The organism is Patulibacter ginsengiterrae, assembly GCF_056269115.1.
Genome location: NZ_JBWDOG010000001.1, coordinates 395,560 through 411,338, shown reverse-complemented (window position 1 = coordinate 411,338; position 15,779 = coordinate 395,560). Strand labels below are relative to the sequence as shown.

Here is a 15,779-nt window from a genome sequence, read left to right as displayed (position 1 = left end):
CCGGAGTCGACCGAGAGGCCTGTCTCATGGTCATCGGCCGCAGCCCGCGGCCTCTGGAACGAGACAGGTTCTCAGGCCGTCGACGGCGTGGCGTCCTCGGTCCCGTACTGCCAGTCACGGTGCAGCTTGGCGTACGCGCCGTCGCGAACCAGCAACTCCTCGTGCGTGCCCGCCTCGAGGACCTGGCCGTGGTCGACCACGACGATCAGGTCGGCCGAGCGGATCGTCGAGAGTCGGTGGGCGATCACCAGCGCCGTGCGGCCGGCGAGCAGGGTCCCCAGCGCCTCCTCGATCCGGCGCTCGGTGCGCAGGTCGACGTTCGCGGTCGCCTCGTCGAGGACCAGGATCGCCGGTCCGACCAGGGCGCCGTCAGCGTCCCGCTCGCCGGCGATCAGGGCCCGGGTGAAGGCGACCAGCTGGCGCTGCCCGGCCGACAGCGACGCGCCGCGCTCGCCGACCTCGGTGTCGAGGCCGTGCGGGAGCGCCTCGATCGTCTCGCGGGCTCCTATCCGGTCGACCGCCGCCTCGACCTCCTCGCGGGTCGCGTCGGCCCGCCCGAAGGCGATGTTCTCGGCGACCGTCCCGCTGAACAGGAAGCCCTCCTGCGGGACGATCCCCATCCGCGCCCGCAGCTCGCGCTGGCGGAGGTCGCGGAGGTCGACGCCGTCGAGCAGGACCCGGCCCTCGACCGGGTCGATGAAGCGCGTCGCGAGCTTGGCGATCGTCGACTTGCCGGCGCCGGTGGTGCCGACCAGCGCGACCGTCGCCCCGGCGGGCACCGTCAGGTCGATGTCGTGGAGGACGACCTGGCCCGGAGAGCCGTCGGGTCGCGGACCGTAGTCGAAGCTGACGTGGTCGAACCGCAGCTCGCCGCGCAGCGGGTCGGGCATCGGCTGGGGGTGCTCGGGATCGTTGAGCGTCGACTCCTGCTCCAGCAGGTTGCCGATCTTGTCGAGTGCGGCCATCCCCGACTGGAAGGTCGTGTAGACGTTGGAGAGGTCGGTGATCGGCCCGAAGAAGTTGTCCAACGCGGTCACGAAGCCGATCAGCACGCCGATCGTGACGGCGCCGTCGATCGCCTCGCCGCCGCCGACCAGCAGCACGATCACGATCGCGGCGGTCGACAGGTACTCGACGGCCGGGAAGTAGGCGGCGTTGAGGTAGACCGTCTTCATGTTCGCCGCGCGGTTGTCGTCGCCGAGCGCGGTGAACCGCCGCACGTGCCCGTGCTCGCGGCCGTAGGAGCGGATCACCCGGACCCCGGAGAGGGTCTCCTGGAGGTGGGCCGTGATCGCACCGATCGTCTCGCGGGTGCGGGCGAAGGCGTCGACCGAGGCGAGCCGGAAGGCGAGCGAGCCCGCGAGCAGGATCGGGATCGTGGTGAACGTGATCAGCGCGAGCTTGAGGTCGAGCGAGATCAGGATCACGATCGAGCCGACCAGCAGCAGCAGCGACTGGACGAGCGTCACCAGGCTCGACGAGATCATCTGCTGGAGCGCGTCGACGTCGTTGGTCAGGCGCGAGACGAGGACCCCGGCGCGCTGGCGCTCGTGGTACCCGACGGGCATCGAGATCAGGTGGCGGAAGATCCGCTCGCGGAGGTCGCTCAGCAGCCGGGCCCCGAGCCAGCCGACCAGCCGGGCGAGCGCCACGCTCGCGCCGAGGCCGACCAGCGAGATCAGGATGAAGGCGACGACCAGCACCGTCAGCGTGTCGAGATCGCCCTTGGCGAGCCCGTCGTCGACCGCCCGCGCGACGAGCGGGGCGGGGGCCAGCATCGCCCCGGTCGACAGCAGCAGCGCGATCCCGAGCAGGAGCACCCGGACGCGGTACGGCCGCAGCATCGAGAGCAGGTCGCGGATCCGTCGGGTGCGGCCCTGGGTCGCGCGGTGGCGCCGGCCCATGTCAGCGAGGAAGCTCATGCGTCGAGGACTTCGGTCGGGCGCTCGTCGCGGGAGAGGAAGACCTGGTCGGCCATCCCGTAGGTGACGATCTCGCCGTAGAGCGGTGACCGCGCGACCAGCTCCTCGTGCCGGCCGACGTCGACGATCCGGCCCTGGTCGAGCACGATCACGCGGTCGGCGAGCAGCACGGTCGAGAGTCGGTGGGCGATCACCAGCGTGGTGCGGCCCGCCATCACCTCGCGCAGCCCGGCGGTGATCTGCTGCTCGGTCGAGGCGTCGACGTTGCTGGTCGCGTCGTCGAGCACCAGGATCCTGGGCCCGCGCGCTCGGAGCTGGCCGTCGGCCTGTTGCGGGCCGGCGAGCAGGGCACGGGCGATCGCGAGCCGCTGCCGCTGACCGCCCGAGAGCGTCAGGCCGCGCTCGCCGACGACCGTGTCGTAGCCGTCGGGCAGCTCGCTGATGAAGAGGTCGGCGCGGGCGCGGCGGGCGGCCTGCTCGACCTCCTCCCGGGTGGCTCCGGCGGCGGCGTAGGCGATGTTCTCGGCGATCGTGGCCGTGAACAGGAACGGGTCGTCGTCGATGATCGCGATCTCGTGGCGGAGCGCGGTCGGGTCGAGCTCGCGGATGTCGATCCCGTCGATCAGGACCCGGCCGGAGGCGGGGTCGTAGAGCCGCGGCAGCATCTGGACCAGGGCGGTCTTGCCGGAGCCGGTCTCGCCGACGATCGCGACCCGCTCCCCGGCCTCGATCCGGACCGACACGTCGTGCAGCGCGGGGGAGTCCTGGCCGGGGTAGACGAGGGTCACGTCGTCGAACTCGATCGCGCCGATCGCGCCACGGCCTTCGCCGTCGCTACCAACACCGCCGGGACCCGGGGGCTCGGGGAGCACGCGGAGGCGCTCGGGCGGCGGCCCGCTGATCGCCGGATCGCGGTCGAGGACCTCGAACAGCCGCATGCCGGAGGCCGTCGCCCGCTGGCCGAGCCCGAGCATCATCCCGAACGAGCGCAGCGGCTGGACGAGCATCATCACGTAGACGAAGAAGGCGGTGAACTGGCCGACGGTGATCGTGCCGTCGACGACCATCCGGCCGCCGACGAGCAGCACGATCGCCAGGCTGACCTGCGGCAGGAACTGCATGAACGGCTGGAACGCGGCGTCGATCCGGACCGCCCGCAGCTGCTTGCCGAAGGCGTGGTCGACGGCGTTGCTGAAGGCGGTCTGGCGCCGCTCCTCGGCGGCGAAGGCCTTCACGACGCGGATCCCCGAGATCGACTCCTCGGCGGCGGCGGTGACCTCGGCGACGGCCTGCTGGGCCTCCTGCTGGGCGGGCCGCCCGCGGATGCCGTAGGCGTGACCGACGAACACGATCAGCGGTGCCGGCAACAGGCAGAGCAGGGTCAGCAGCGGCTGCTGGATCGCCATCGCGATCGCGGCGAGCACGATCGTCAGCAGCGCCTGGACGATGAAGACCAGGCCGTAGCCGAGGAAGAACCGGACGGCGCTGAGGTCGACCGTGGCGCGGGACATCAGCTGGCCCGTCTGCCAGCGGTCGAAGAAGCCGAGGTCGAGCAGCTGGAGGTGCCCGTAGAGGCGGTCGCGGAGGTCCTGCTCGACGCCGAGCGAGACCCGGCCGGCGACCAGCCGCCGGCCGATCGTCAGCAGCATCCGGCCGAGCCCGAGCAGGGCGATCGCGATCGCGAACTCGACCAGGCCGCCGTGGTCGTGGGCGCGGATCCGGTCGATGCCGCGACCGATCAGCCATGGGCTGAGGACGGTGACGCCCATCGCGAGCAGCGCGAGCACGAAGCTGATGGCCCAGAGACGGCGGTACGGCCGAAGGAATCCGAGCAGGCGACGAAATGTGCCCATCCCACGGAGTGTACGAATCCGCTCCGGCCGGCCCGTGTGGTCGGGGATCGCGGGCCTCGAGCGGTTCGGGCGGGTGGTCCGGACGGGGGCGGGGGGGGTGACGGGGGCGGTGGGGGCGATGGGGCCGATGGGGGCGATGGGGACGGCGGGGCCCATGGGGTCGGTGGGGCCGGTGGGGGCCATGGGGTCGGTGGGGCCGGTGGGGCCGGCGTCTGCGGGGATGCGCGGGCCGAGGTCGGCGGGGCCGGCGTCCGCGGCCGCGTCGGCAGGGCCGGCGCGGACCACGTCCCCGGGCGCCGCCCAAGCTGGGGCAGGGCGGTCGCGACGGGCGACGGAGTCCGGGGCGGGGAGCGGTCTCGGGCGCGGCACCACTGGCACGCTACGAGTTCAAGCGTGGTTGAAGTCAAGCGTGGGCAGGCTGCCGCGGTCGCTGACAGAATGGCCGCTACCCGTGTCCGCCTTCGGCCTCTGTGATCACTGCCAGCACCAGCGGCTCGTCGGCAACACCCGCGGCTCCTCGTTCTCGCTCTGCCGGCGGGCGAAGGTCGACGACCGCTTCCCGCGGTATCCGCGGATGCCGGTGCTCGCCTGTGCCGGCTTCGAGCGGCGGCCGCTGGAAGCGGACGACGATCGCCAGGCCGCGGATTGACGCGGCGGGCGGCCGCCGCGCGCTTCGCGATGTCTTGTCCACCGAGGCGGTGGTGAACGCATCGCGCTTCGGTCGACGGCTCTCGCCCGCCGCCCACTGTCGTCTCCCCGCGGTCGGCTGCCGGTACGGCGGTCGCCGATCGATCGGCGATGCTGGACCCGATGTCCGGTCCCGGATCGCCGCCACCGCCGAAGGTCATCGTCGACGAACGCACCAAGCGCCTGACCCTGCTCGCCTGCGTGCTCGGGTCGACGATCGTGATGATCGACGGCTCGGCGGTCGGGGTCGCCCTGCCCCAGATCCGGAACGACCTCGGGGGCGGGCTCGCCGGGCAGCAGTGGGCGACGAACGCCTACCTCCTCACGCTCGGCTCGCTGCTGCTGGTCGCGGGGTCGCTCGGCGACGTCTACGGGGAGCGGCGGATCTTCCTGCTCGGGGTCGCGGGCTTCGGCGTCACCTCGGTGCTCTGCGCGTTCGCGCCGTCGATCGAGATCCTGGTCCTCGGTCGTGCGCTGCAGGGGGCGTCCGGGGCGATGCTGACCCCGGCCGCCCTCGCCGTGATCGTGGCGGTCTTCGACCAGGACGAGCGCAACCGCGCGATCGGGACCTGGACCGCCTGGAGCGGGATCGGAGCGGCGGTTGGCCCCGTCCTCGGCGGCTGGCTCGTCGACACCGCCTCGTGGCGGTGGGTCTTCCTGCTCAACGTCCCGCTGGTGCTCGGGACGCTGCTCCTGATCGCCCAGGTGATCCCGGCCTCGCGGGGCGACAGCGGACGGCGGGTCGACCTGATCGGCGCGGCGCTCTGCGTGGTCGGTCTGGGCGGGATCACCTTCGCCTTGATCCAGCAGCCGCTGTCCGGCTGGGGGTCGTCGACGGTGCTCGTTCCGCTGATCGGTGGCGCGGTGGTGTTCGTCGCGTTCGTCGCCTACGAGTGGCGGGCGCCCGAGCCGATGCTGCCGCTGGCGCTGTTCAGGCGACGCAACTTCGTCGTCGGCAACATCGAGACGTTCGTGATGTACGGCGGGCTCTCGCTGCTCACCTTCTACCTCGTGATCTACCTCCAGCAGGTCGCCGGCTACGACGCGCTGGCGGCCGGGACGACCCTGCTGCCGATCACGATCGTGATGCTGTTCCTGGCCGGGCGGTTCGGGGCGCTGGCCGACCGCTACGGGCCGCGGTTCTTCATGGGGGTGGGGCCGCTGATCTCGGGTTGCGGGCTGCTGTTGCTGCTGCGGCTGGACCAGGACGTGTCGTACGTGACCGAGCTGCTGCCGGCGATCATCGTGTTCGCGCTCGGGCTCTCGATGACGGTCGCACCGTTGACCGCGACGGTCCTGGCCGACGCCGAGCAGCGCAACGCCGGCGCCGCCTCGGGGGTCAACAACGCGATCGCCCGGATCGCGGGACTGGTGGCGATTGCCGGAGTCGGGGTCGTGGTCGCCTCGAGCTTCGCCTCCGGGATCGACGACCAGTTGCGGGGGGTGATGCTGGGGCCGGAGGCACGGGCCGCCGCCGCCTCCGCCCGCGACAGCCCGCTCACGCAGCCGGACCTGCGCGGGGTGCCGCTGCTCGACGCCCGGGCCGTGGCGGACGCGGTCGACGACGCGTCCGTCCAGAGCTTCCGGATCGGGATGGGCGTCGCGGCGGGGCTGGTCCTGCTCGGCGGCGTGCTCGGGGCGGCGGGGATCCGCAACCCCCGGCGGGTCGTGCTGGCGAGCGAGTGTCCCGGCGGGCAGCTCGCGGGGCAGCCGTGCGACGCGGGGCATCCCGAGGGGCTCGAGCCGGTGCCGGTGGTGGCGGCGGTCGGCGGCCGCGAGCCGGACGGCTGAGCGCGGCGGTCGGCGAAGCCGGCCGGCTGCGCGCAGCGGCCGACAGCTGCCCTGCGGGGTGCGAAGGGGGCGCCGCGGGTGGACGCTGCGACGCCGGCCGGGTGGATGGGGGCGTTCAGCCTGGTTCGGCTGCGTGCCCATGCGGTAGGATGGTAATTGCACGGACAACGAACTTGGAGCGCGGACGATGAGCAGCGAGGCCCCCGACAGCGGCAACAGCGGGACGAAGGACGCCGGCGGCTGGTCGCGCGAGATCGCCCGTTCGGGCGAGTTCCAGCGCCAGACCAGCGTCTTCCGCGACTGGGTCACCGCCGACGGCTCCAGCGGCTACCCGGCCGAGGCCGGCCGCTACCACCTGTACGTCTCGCTCGCCTGTCCGTGGGCGTCGCGCGCGGTCCTCGTCCGCGAGCTCAAGGGACTCGAGGACGCGATCGGGATGACGATCGTCGACCCGGTGCGCGACGAGCGCGGCTGGGCGTTCCGGAAGGGCACCGTCGACCCGCCCGGCGAGGCCGATCCGCTCCACGGCTGGGCGTACCTGTCGGAGGCCTACTTCGCCTCCGATCCGGGGTTCGACGGCCGGGTCACCGTGCCGGTGCTGTGGGACACCAAGACGGGCCGGATCGTCAACAACGAGTCGTCCGAGGTGATCCGGATGCTCAACAGCGCGTTCGACGCCGTCGCGACGAACCCGGACCTCGACCTCTACCCCGAGTCGCTGCGGCCGGAGATCGATGCGCTCAACGAGCAGATCTACGAGACGGTCAACAACGGCGTCTACCGGGCCGGCTTCGCCGTCAGCCAGGAGGCCTACGAGAACGCGGTCACGACCCTGTTCGCGTCACTCGACTGGCTGGAGGAGCTGCTCTCCGGCAAGCGCTTCCTGACCGGCGACCAGATCACCGAGGCCGACTGGCGGCTGTTCATGACGCTGGTCCGGTTCGACCCGGTCTACGTCGGGCACTTCAAGTGCAACCTCCGGCGGATCGCCGACTACCCGAACCTCTGGGGCTACAGCCGCGAGCTGTACCAGCAGCCGGGGGTCCGGGACACGGTCAGCTTCGACCACATCAAGACGCACTACTACGCGACCCACCCGACGATCAACCCGACGCGGATCGTCCCGCTCGGCCCGATCATCGACTGGGACGAGCCGCACGGTCGCGGCTGATCGGAGTGGCCGCGCGCTCCGGGGCGCGTGACTTCGTGAACTGATGCGGATTTCGGGCCTATACGACCGACAATCCGCATCAGTCCCGCCGCTCGCCGCTCGCTACCGCGGCCTCAGCTCGCCGCGCCCTCGAGCTCGTCGAGCCAGGCGGTCGGAACCTGGCCGCGCTTGCGGGCGACGTAGGCGTGGTAGGTCAGCGGCTCGCCGCTGACGGCCAGGCGATGGCGGTACGGGTGGACGGTGGTGATCTCGAGCACGCCCTCGTCGTTCATCCGCTTGATCAGGCGGCTGAAGCCGGACGGATCCTCGTCAGTAACGAAGTCGTCCTTGATCGTCATCGCGACCCAGCCGCCGTCGGCCAGGTAGTCGAACGCCTGGGCGAAGGCCCGCGGCGGGATGTCCCCGAAGCCGAGCGCGGCGACGGTCGTCAGGCAGCTCGGGGCGAGCTTGCGGAGGGCTTCGTCGACCGCGGGAAGCGGGGCCGTCAGGTCGGACACGTGGTAGGCGTCGTAGACGTCGGGCCGGTCCCGCTCGGCGGCCATCGCGGCCTCGGGCAGGATGTCGACGCCGACGATCGAGGCCGCGCCCATCTCGCGCAGCTCCTCCGCGACCATCCCGTTGCCGGCCCCGAGGTCGAGGATCTTCAGGCTCGCGACGTCGGTGCCCTCGGCACCGAGCTGGTGCTCGAGGAGGCCGCGCACGACCGTTGGCGAGCAGCACTCGAGCTCCTGGTAGAAGAGCCGCTCGTAGAGCCCGGGGACGCGGAAGATCCGGTCGTAGTCGTGGAACCGCATCCGCTGGGTCCCGCCCGGCAGCTCGACCTCGCACCACTCCTGGTCCTGGTCGAGCCCAGCCGCCAGCGCTTCGGCCTGAGGGAGGCGGACCTCCAGCTCGTTGGCGTGGGTGTCGATTGCGGGCGTGCTCATGTCACTCCTGGTGTCGAGGTGCAGGGCCGCGCCGTCGACCGTGGTCGGCTGGCGCGCGAACGCCGCCGGCCGTAGCCATGGCGGTATTCCGCTACGCAGGCTACCGGGCCGATGCGCATCACAGCACCGGGGGTTGCCAGATTCACAACAAGATCACCGGAAAAGGCAACGGTAGGCGTGGATCTCGCGAACTTCGACCGTCCGGGATTGCGGTTCTGGGCCCCGCGCGGAGCCGATCGCGCGACCCGGTCCGACGACGCCGTCCGACGCCGGGGTCCGACGACGCCGGGCGACCTCGGGGTCCGACGACGTCGTCCGACGCCGGGGTCCGACGACGCCGTCCGACGCCGGGCGACCTGCCGCGGTGCGGGGGATAGCCCCCGGGTGACGCGGGGGAACGCCGTCGGCGGCTCGGGGGTCCACCGGCGGCAGGACTCCGCCTCGCCCCAGCGACTTCGCGACCGAATCGCGAGAGCGTGACGACATGCACGAGAACCGCAGGTCCCCGCAACCGCAACCGACCGTCGGGAGGGACGATCCGATCCCAGTCGGGATGCTCGGACGGTTCGTCCGGGCGGTCGCCCGCTTCTCCACCCACCGCCCCAAGCTGACGGTCCTGCTCTGGATCGTCCTGATCATCGGCTGCACCGTCGCGGGGGCCGCCACCGGCACCAAGTCGCTGGCGGGCTCCGACGGCGGGGTCGGCGAATCGGCCCGCGCCGAACGCCTGATCGAGCAGGCCCAGCTCCGCGGCCAGGCGACCGAGACGATCCTCGTCCGCACCAAGACCGCCGCGGCCACCGACGACGCCGTCCGGAGCCTGCACGCGCGGGTCGACGGCTTGAAGCCGGTCGCTGGCGTCCAGTCTCCGGCCTCCGGTGGCCCGGACGCCGACGCCCTCCGCGCTGACGGCGGTCGTTCGGCCCTGGTCGTCGTCAGCCTGCGCGGGGATCCGGACGACGCCGGCGACAACGTCGCGCCGGTGACCGCCGCCGTCGACCGCTTCAGCGACGCGCATCCCGGCGTGACGGTCGCCCAGGCCGGCTCCGGCAGCATCGACAACGCGATCGGCGACATGGTCGCGCAGGACCTCCAGCGGGCCGAGCTGATCTCGATCCCGATCACGCTGCTGATCCTGATCGTCGCCTTCGGGGCGCTGGTCGCCGCCTCCGTGCCGCTGCTGCTCGGCGTGACCGCGGTGGCGGGCGCGATGGGCGCGCTCGGCGTGGTCTCGCAGCTCGCGCCGAGCGGTGAGTCGACCGGCTCGCTGGTGGTCCTGATCGGCCTCGCCGTCGGCGTCGACTACTCGCTCTTCTACATCCGCCGCGAGCGTGAGGAGCGCCGCCGGGGTCGCGGGGCCGAGGCGGCCCTCGACGCGGCCGCGGCCTCGGTCGGTCGCGCGATCCTCGTCTCCGGCGTGACCGTGATCGTCGCCCTCGCCGGCCTGCTGCTGACCGGCGTCCCCGACTTCACCTCGATGGCGCTCGGCACGATCGTCGTCGTCGCGATCGCCCTGCTCGGCTCGCTGACCGTGCTGCCGGCGGTGCTCGCGCTGCTCGGCGACCGGATCGACCGCGGCCGGGTGCCGTTCCTCGGCCGCCGCCACCGGCGGGTCGAGGCGGACGGCCGCGGCGGGACCCGTCGCCGCCCGGCCCGGCGTGGGGTCTGGGGCACGATCGCGACCGTCGTCACCCGCCGTCCCGCCGTTGCCCTGACCAGCGCCGTCTGCCTGCTGGGCGCGCTCGCCGTGCCCGCGCTCGGCATGCACCTCGCCGACCCCGGCGTCAGCTCGCTGCCGGCCGGGATCCCCGAGGTCCAGGCGACGAAGGCCGTCGAGCGGGCGTTCCCCGGCGCGCCGGACAGCGCCCAGCTCGTCGTCGAGGGCCGCGACCTCCGCGGTGCGGAGGCCCGCGCCGGGCTCGAGGCGCTCGGCCGCCGCGGCGCCGAAGTCACGGAGGGCCGGGGTCCGGTCGACGTCCGGATCGCCAGCGACGGCCGCACGGCGGTCATCGACGTGCCGATGCCCGACCACGGGCTCGACGCCGCGAAGAGCACCGTCGAGCGGCTGCGGAGCGACGTCGCCCCGACGGCGACCGAGGTCGCTCCCGGCACCGAGCCGGCGCTGGTCACGGGGGAGGCGGCCGGCTCGCTCGACTTCACCGAGAACCTGACGGCGAAGCTGCCGTTGGTGCTCGGCTTCGTGCTCGGGCTCGCCTTCCTGCTGCTGGTCGCCGTGTTCCGCTCGCTGCGGCTGGCGGCGACGGTGATCGCGCTCAACCTGCTGTCGATCGGGGCGACCTACGGGATCCTCGTCGCGGTCTTCCAGCACAGCTGGGCCGAGGACCTCCTGAACTTCACGTCGAGCGGCAGCATCACCTCGTGGATCCCGCTGCTGGCCTTCGTGATCCTGTTCGGCCTCTCGATGGACTACAGCATCCTCGTCCTCGAGCGGATCCGCGAGGGGCGGATCAACGGCCTCTCCCCGCGGGACGCGGCCGCCCAGGGCGTCGCCGCGACCGGTGGCTCGGTGACCAGCGCGGCGGTGGTGATGGTCGCCGTCTTCGCGGTCTTCGCGACCCTCCGGCTGCTGGAGATGAAGCAGCTGGGCGTCGGGCTCGCCTCGGCGATCCTGCTCGACGCCACGATCGTCCGTGCGGTCGCGCTGCCGGCGGCGGTCACGCTGCTGGGGGAGAAGGCCTTCCGGCTGCCGACCCCGCGGACGCGCCGTGTCGCGGCCCGTGACCGCCGGACGGAGGAGGATCATCTGGGTCTCGTGACCCCGATGACCACCGCTCCCGACTCCCATGTCCGCTGACGACGACCGCCACGATCACACCGCCGCTGGGGCCCCCGATCCGTCGGGGGCCTCGGCCGCGCGCCGGCCGGGCGAGGAGGCCGGACGCCGCGGGCCGGCGGCGGAGGTGCCGGCCGGCTACGACATCCGGAACCTGTTCCAGATCGACCTCGAGCCGACGCCGGACGGGAGCTCGCCGCTCGCTCTCCAGATCGCGCTGTCGGCGGTGCTGGTCTTCCTCGCGACCGCGATCTGGGGCGCGGCCGGCGGCGGGAGCCCGTTCTGGCCGATGTGGGCGTGGCTCGGCCTGGCCGTGCTGCTGGCGCTCCACGCGATCGCGCGCCACGCGCTGCGGTACCCGCACGATCCCGCGGCGGGCTTCGAGAGCGGAATCGCCGGGCTCATCGCCCTCGGCGTGCTGGTGCTGCTGATCTGGGCGATGAGCGGACGCGGGCAGTTCTGGCCGATCTGGCCGCTGCTGGGGTTCGCGGCCCTGGCCGGTGCCGGCACCAGCGTGCACTACCGCCACCGCCTGCCGTGGCGGCGTTCTCACCACCTCTCGGCGCGGGTCGACGAGCTGACCCGGACCCGCAGCGGCGCGCTCGACGTCCAGGCGGCGGAGCTGCGCCGGATCGAGCGGGACCTCCACGACGGCGCCCAGGCCCGTCTGGTCGCGTTGAGCATGCAGCTGGGCCGGGCCGAGCAACGGTTGGCGGCCGGCGGCGACGAGGCCACCCACGCGCTGGTCCGCGGCGCCCAGGAGGAGGCGACCGCGGCGATCGCCGAGCTGCGCGACCTCTCCCGCGGGATCGCGCCGCCGGTCCTCGCGGACCGTGGGTTGGCGGCCGCGGCGGAGGCGCTCGGTCGACGGTCGCCGTTGGAGGTCGAGGTCGAGGCGCGGCTGGACGAGCGGCTGCTGCCGGTGGTCGAGTCGGCGGCCTACTTCGTGATCGCCGAGGCCCTGACCAACGCGACCAAGCACGCGGGCGGGGCGACGGTCCGGATCACGTTGCGACGGGCCGGCGACTGGCTGGTCGTCGAGATCGTCGACGACGGCCCGGGCGGGGCGGACCCGGACGGGAGCGGCCTGACCGGTCTTCGGCACCGGGCGGAGGCGCTCGACGGTACCTTGGTCGTCGAGGACGGCGACCCGGCGACGGGTCGCGGAACGGTCGTTCGAGCGGAGTTGCCATGCGGGTCGTGATCGTCGAGGACCACGCGCTGCTGCGTGAGGGAATCGTCGCGTTGCTGCGGGACCAGGGGATCGAGGTCGTCGCCCAGGCGGAGGACGGGGAGGGGCTGCTGCGGATCGTGGGCGGTCACAAGCCCGACCTGGCGATCGTTGACGTGCGGCTCCCGCCGACGTTCACCGACGAGGGGCTGCGGGCGGCGATCGACGCTCGTGAGCAGTACCCGGGGCTGGCGGTGCTGGTGCTGTCGCAGTACGTCGAGCCGGTCTACACCGCCGAGCTGCTCGAGTCCGGGGCCGGCGGCGTCGGCTACCTGCTGAAGGAGCGGGTCGGCGACGTCCGCGGCTTCGTCGACGCGGTCCACCGGGTCGCGGGCGGCGGAACTGCGCTCGACCGCGAGGTCGTCGCCGAGCTGGTGCGCGGACGCGACGCCAGCGGCGACGAGGCGCTCGGCGATCTGACCCCGCGCGAGCAGGAGGTGCTGGCGCTGATGGCGGAGGGCCGCACCAACGCGGCGATCGCCGAGGCGATGGTCGTGACCAGCGGCGCGGTCGAGAAGCACGTGACCAACATCTTCAACAAGCTCGACCTGCCCGTCTCCGACGGCGACCACCGGCGGGTGCTGGCGGTCCTCGCCTACCTGCGGGCGGCGGGCTAGTCGCGAGCGGTCCGGACGGTCGGCGGTCGACCGGATCGCCGCCGTGAGGGAGGCCGCCCGGCCGTTCGCGGCAGGGCTGGCGGGCCGGCTGGTCCTACCCCTGCTGCTCGGTCGGGCGGATCAGGAGCTCGTTGATCGCGACGTGGCGGGCCCGGGTGACGACGTAGCCGATCGCGTCGGCGATGTCCTCGGCCTGCAGCCGCTCAACGCCCTCGAAGCGGCTGCGCATCGCTTCCTGGATCTCCGGTCGGTTGTGTCCGGCGAGCTCGGTCGCGACTGCGCCGGGCTCGACCAGGGAGACCCGTACGTGACGCTCGGTGACCTCCTGCCGCAGGCCCTCGCTGAAGGCCCCGACGGCGTGCTTGGTGGCGTTGTAGACGGCGCTCCCGCTGCGGGCGACACGACCGGCGACGGAGCTGAGTTGACGAGGTCGGCGACCCGCCGCGGGCCGCTCTCGGCCGCGGACAGCAGGTGGGGGAGCGAGGCGTGGGCGACGTACATCAGCCCCTGGACGTTGAGGGCGAGCATCCGCTCCCACTCCTCGATCGGGGCGTCGACGACCGGACCGAGCAGCATCACGCCAGCGTTGTTGACCACCGTGTCGAGGCGCCCGAGCCGATCGACCGTCTCGGCGACCGCGGCGAACGCGACCTCCCGCTCGGTCACGTCGGCCTCGATCACGTGGGCGGTGCCGCCGTCGCCGCGGATTTGGGCGGCCAGCTCCTCGAGCCGGTCACGGCGGCGCGCGACGAGGCTGATGGCGGCACCCTCGGCGGCGAGCGACAGGGCGGTCGCCGCACCGATGCCCGAGCTCGCTCCCGTCACGAGAGCGGTCGTTCCGGTCAGTCGCTGGCTCATGTGACGAGCCTAGTGCGCGGTCGGCAGCCCTTGGAGCCGGTGGGCGACGCGGCCGGCTCGGCTCGCCGGCCGCTCAGACCACGAGCAGCCGCAGCCGGGAGCCGATGCCCTCGGCGATCCGGGCCAGGTCGTCGGGGTCGCTGGTCACCACGAGGTCATGCCGCGGGGCGGCGCTGACCACGACCGCCGCGTCGACCACGTCGCTGGCGCCGCTGCGGGCCAGTGCGGAGCCGACCGCGCGGGCGCCATCCTCGGTCAGCTCCTCGATCCGGCAGCCCCGCAGCAGGCGGGAGAGACGTGGCTGGGGTCCGCCCCGCCAGACCTGAGCGAGCACGCCCGCCGGGACCGTCGGCCGGATGCCTCGCTCCAGCGCCAGCCGGTGGGTCGCCCACAGCACCTCGTCGTCTCGTTCGGCACCGATCAGGGCCCCGGCGTCGTAGCTGAGACCGGTCACGGGCGGGTGCCGACGCCGTGTGCGTCGAGGATCGCCTCGGCACGGGCGAGGGCCTCCGCGCTCAACGGGCCGTTCTCCGCCTCCCACTCGGCGACGGCCGCGAGCCCGTCGGCGATCGCCAGCCGCTCGACGAGCGCCTCGTTGATCAGTGCGGAGACGCTGATCCCGCGCTCGGCGGCGAGCCGTGCGGCGTCGGCAGCGACCTGTTCGTCCAGGGCGATGGAGATCTTGCGAACGGGCATGGGCGCACGGTAGCACTGCGGTCGTACCATGTCGAGGGGCGGCGGTCCGCCGGGGGCGACGGGCGCGATTCGGGAGGCGAGGACGGGCATGTCCTCACCGTAGTCCGGCCGCCGTGCCGTGTCTGTTCCGGGCGGCACCGATTCTGTGTCCGACGGGTGCCAACTTCAGGCCAGCTGCGGCCGCAGCCGCTCCGCCGGAGGGCCGGCGGACGGCCGGAGGGCGCGGCTAGGCCGCGGCCTTGGCGGCCAGCTGGCCGCAGGCAGCGTCGATGTCGCGGCCGCGGATCAGCCGGATCGTGGCGTTGAAGCCCTCGTCCTCCAGCGTCTGCCGGAAGGCCTCCATCGCCCCGCGCTCGGAGGCGTCGTAGACGGAGTCGGTCGGGTTGTACGGGATCAGGTTGATCTTGTACTTCCACGGCTCGAGCAGGTCGGCGAGCTGCTTGGCCTGGGCGACCGAGTCGTTGACCCCGCCGAGCATGATGTATTCGACGAAGATCATCTTGCGACGCTTCTCGTAGAAGCGGTCGCAGGCGGCCTTCACGTCCGCCAGCGAGTAGCGGTCGTTGACCGGCATGATGTCGCTGCGCAGCGTGTCCTCGGCCGAGTGCAGCGACCAGGCGAGGCGGACCGGTACGTCGCTCTCGGTCAGCTTGTCGATGCCAGGCACCCAGCCGACGGTCGAGATCCCGGTCCGGCGGTTGGTGATCCCGATGTCGGGGAGCAGGCGGCAGACCTCGAGCACGTTGTCGAGGTTCATCATCGGCTCGCCCATGCCCATGAAGACGCAGTGGTCGAGCTCGTCGATCCGGCGCAGGGCGAGCGCCTGGTCGAGGATCTCCCAGGCGGTCAGGTTGCGCCCGAACTTCATCGCGCCGGTCGCGCAGAAGGTGCAGGTCAGCGGGCAGCCGGACTGCGACGAGACGCAGATCGAGCGACGGCCGTCCTTGTAGCGCATCAGAACGGTCTCGATCGGCCGTCCGTCCTGCGTGTTCAGGAGCAGCTTGACCGTGCCGTCGGAGGCCTCCGCGCGGGTCACCTCGTGGAGCGTCGAGAACGGCACCTTGGCCGTCAGCTCGTCCCGCAGCCCGGCGGGGAGGTTGGTCATCTCGTGGTAGCCGGCGGCTCCGCCGGCCGTCCACTTCCAGATCTGCCCGAACCGGAAGCGCGGCTGACCGAGCTCATCGAGCGTACTGCGCAACAGGTCGAGGTCCACTCCCCGATGATGGCAGGTGA

Annotated in this window: 12 protein-coding genes and 1 pseudogene; 6 read left to right on the top strand and 7 right to left on the bottom strand. The window is 72.7% G+C overall.

Features of this window, described 5'->3' with window-relative positions:
- Positions 1–71: 71 nt before the first annotated feature.
- Together ACVUH9_RS01830 and ACVUH9_RS01825 are read right to left on the bottom strand one after the other, a co-directional pair.
- Entirely contained in the window at positions 72–1,922 is a 1,851-nt protein-coding gene (locus ACVUH9_RS01830; RefSeq protein ID WP_475753365.1) for an ABC transporter ATP-binding protein, read from the bottom strand.
- Entirely contained in the window at positions 1,919–3,775 is a 1,857-nt protein-coding gene (locus ACVUH9_RS01825; protein ID WP_475753363.1) for an ABC transporter ATP-binding protein, read from the bottom strand. Before ACVUH9_RS01825 ends, ACVUH9_RS01830 begins: the two co-directional genes overlap by 4 nt.
- A 451-nt stretch (positions 3,776–4,226) precedes the next feature.
- On the opposite strand from ACVUH9_RS01825, the gene ACVUH9_RS01820 reads away from it, so the two are divergent.
- The 3 genes from ACVUH9_RS01820 (at position 4,227) to ACVUH9_RS01810 (ending at position 7,424) form a co-directional block, all read left to right on the top strand.
- Positions 4,227–4,424, top strand: a complete 198-nt coding sequence (locus tag ACVUH9_RS01820) for a hypothetical protein (RefSeq protein ID WP_475753361.1) — start codon at positions 4,227–4,229, stop codon at positions 4,422–4,424.
- A 161-nt stretch (positions 4,425–4,585) separates the two neighbouring features.
- On the top strand, positions 4,586–6,253 hold the full coding sequence (locus ACVUH9_RS01815) for an MFS transporter (RefSeq protein ID WP_475753359.1): 1,668 nt from the start codon (positions 4,586–4,588) through the stop codon (positions 6,251–6,253).
- A 187-nt stretch (positions 6,254–6,440) separates the two neighbouring features.
- The gene (locus ACVUH9_RS01810) at positions 6,441–7,424 is read left to right on the top strand and encodes a glutathione S-transferase family protein (protein ID WP_475753358.1); all 984 of its coding nucleotides are present in this window, start codon (positions 6,441–6,443) and stop codon (positions 7,422–7,424) included.
- 113 nt (positions 7,425–7,537) lie between these two features.
- Here the strand turns inward: ACVUH9_RS01810 and ACVUH9_RS01805 are convergent, their stop codons facing one another.
- On the bottom strand, positions 7,538–8,350 hold the full coding sequence (locus ACVUH9_RS01805) for a class I SAM-dependent DNA methyltransferase (RefSeq protein WP_475753356.1): 813 nt from the start codon (positions 8,348–8,350) through the stop codon (positions 7,538–7,540).
- A gap of 553 nt (positions 8,351–8,903) precedes the next feature.
- Between ACVUH9_RS01805 and ACVUH9_RS01800 the strand changes: the two genes are divergently transcribed.
- From ACVUH9_RS01800 to ACVUH9_RS01790, 3 genes are read left to right on the top strand one after another with little or no spacing between them, the layout of a single operon-like run.
- Complete coding sequence (locus ACVUH9_RS01800; RefSeq protein ID WP_475753354.1) at positions 8,904–11,165, top strand: MMPL family transporter; 2,262 nt, start codon at positions 8,904–8,906, stop codon at positions 11,163–11,165.
- On the top strand, positions 11,155–12,348 hold the full coding sequence (locus ACVUH9_RS01795) for a sensor histidine kinase (protein ID WP_475753352.1): 1,194 nt from the start codon (positions 11,155–11,157) through the stop codon (positions 12,346–12,348). Before ACVUH9_RS01800 ends, ACVUH9_RS01795 begins: the two co-directional genes overlap by 11 nt.
- Positions 12,336–12,992 (top strand): response regulator transcription factor, encoded by a 657-nt coding sequence (locus tag ACVUH9_RS01790; RefSeq protein WP_475753350.1) that lies wholly within the window; start codon positions 12,336–12,338, stop codon positions 12,990–12,992. The genes ACVUH9_RS01795 and ACVUH9_RS01790 overlap by 13 nt, the downstream gene beginning before the upstream one ends.
- Positions 12,993–13,086: 94 nt before the next feature.
- Here the strand turns inward: ACVUH9_RS01790 and ACVUH9_RS01785 are convergent.
- The 4 genes and pseudogenes from ACVUH9_RS01785 to rlmN all read right to left on the bottom strand — a co-directional run bounded on the left by ACVUH9_RS01785 (position 13,087) and on the right by rlmN (position 15,759).
- Positions 13,087–13,850, bottom strand: a pseudogene (locus tag ACVUH9_RS01785) (SDR family NAD(P)-dependent oxidoreductase).
- A gap of 73 nt (positions 13,851–13,923) precedes the next feature.
- Entirely contained in the window at positions 13,924–14,304 is a 381-nt protein-coding gene (locus tag ACVUH9_RS01780; RefSeq protein WP_475753348.1) for a twitching motility protein PilT, read from the bottom strand.
- Positions 14,301–14,546, bottom strand: a complete 246-nt coding sequence (locus ACVUH9_RS01775; RefSeq protein WP_475753346.1) for a hypothetical protein — start codon at positions 14,544–14,546, stop codon at positions 14,301–14,303. The genes ACVUH9_RS01780 and ACVUH9_RS01775 overlap by 4 nt, the downstream gene beginning before the upstream one ends.
- A 226-nt stretch (positions 14,547–14,772) precedes the next feature.
- Complete coding sequence (gene rlmN, locus ACVUH9_RS01770) at positions 14,773–15,759, bottom strand: dual-specificity RNA methyltransferase RlmN (RefSeq protein WP_475753344.1); 987 nt, start codon at positions 15,757–15,759, stop codon at positions 14,773–14,775.
- Positions 15,760–15,779 lie beyond the last annotated feature (20 nt).